8 tRNA genes are annotated in these 793 nt (G+C 52.5%); all 8 read right to left on the reverse strand.

The window, feature by feature from the left end:
- Nucleotides 1–13 precede the first annotated feature (13 nt).
- The 8 genes from Q3287_RS19365 to Q3287_RS19400 all read right to left on the reverse strand — a co-directional run bounded on the left by Q3287_RS19365 (nucleotide 14) and on the right by Q3287_RS19400 (nucleotide 738).
- Nucleotides 14–90, reverse strand: a tRNA-Met gene (locus Q3287_RS19365).
- Nucleotides 91–97: 7 nt separating this feature from the next.
- Nucleotides 98–173, reverse strand: a tRNA-Phe gene (locus Q3287_RS19370).
- Between the two features lie 3 nt (nucleotides 174–176).
- Nucleotides 177–253: transfer RNA gene (locus Q3287_RS19375), tRNA-Ile, on the reverse strand.
- Between the two features lie 6 nt (nucleotides 254–259).
- A tRNA-Pro gene (locus Q3287_RS19380) sits at nucleotides 260–336 on the reverse strand.
- A 61-nt stretch (nucleotides 337–397) separates the two neighbouring features.
- Nucleotides 398–473, reverse strand: a tRNA-Trp gene (locus tag Q3287_RS19385).
- Nucleotides 474–484: 11 nt separating this feature from the next.
- A tRNA-Ile gene (locus Q3287_RS19390) sits at nucleotides 485–558 on the reverse strand.
- A 4-nt stretch (nucleotides 559–562) separates the two neighbouring features.
- Nucleotides 563–639 (reverse strand) — tRNA-Pro (locus tag Q3287_RS19395).
- An 8-nt stretch (nucleotides 640–647) separates the two neighbouring features.
- A tRNA-Ser gene (locus Q3287_RS19400) sits at nucleotides 648–738 on the reverse strand.
- Nucleotides 739–793 lie beyond the last annotated feature (55 nt).

A 793-nucleotide genomic window follows, 5' to 3' on the forward strand; every position in this document is an offset into this window, starting at 1 on the left:
TGATATAGTTAGATGGTAGCGGTAATAGGAGTCGAACCTATGACCTTTCGGGTATGAACCGAACGCTCTAGCCAACTAAGCTATACCGCCGTATTTCTGGTGCCCAGAGGCGGAATCGAACCACCGACACGGGGATTTTCAGTCCCCTGCTCTACCGACTGAGCTATCTGGGCAAATGGTGGGCCTAGCTGGACTCGAACCAGCGACCTCACGCTTATCAGGCGTGCGCTCTAACCACCTGAGCTATAGGCCCTTTTCTTGGTCGAGGTGAAGGGACTCGAACCCCCGGCCCCATGGTCCCAAACCATGTGCGCTACCAAACTGCGCTACACCTCGAAATTTCATTTACTATTTTATACTACTCTAAAATCTATTTTTTTTCAAGTCCTTTTTAATTTGGCAGGGGTGGAGGGACTCGAACCCCCGGCGCACGGTTTTGGAGACCGACGCTCTACCAACTGAGCTACACCCCTATGAAGAATAATGGACCTTCAGGGACTCGAACCCCAGACCTACCGGTTATGAGCCGGGCGCTCTAACCAACTGAGCTAAAGGTCCAAGTTGGTCGAGGTGAAGGGACTCGAACCCCCGGCCCCATGGTCCCAAACCATGTGCGCTACCAAACTGCGCTACACCTCGTTTTTAAATGGCGGAGAAGGAGGGATTCGAACCCTCGCACCGGTTACCCAGCCTAATCCCTTAGCAGGGGATCCTCTTGAGCCACTTGAGTACTTCTCCAAATTTAAGTCCTATTTTTTTACTTGGCGGAGAGGGTGGGATTCGAACCCACGGC

The organism is Clostridioides sp. GD02404 (assembly GCF_045898275.1).
Lineage (GTDB): Bacteria > Bacillota > Clostridia > Peptostreptococcales > Peptostreptococcaceae > Clostridioides > Clostridioides difficile_A.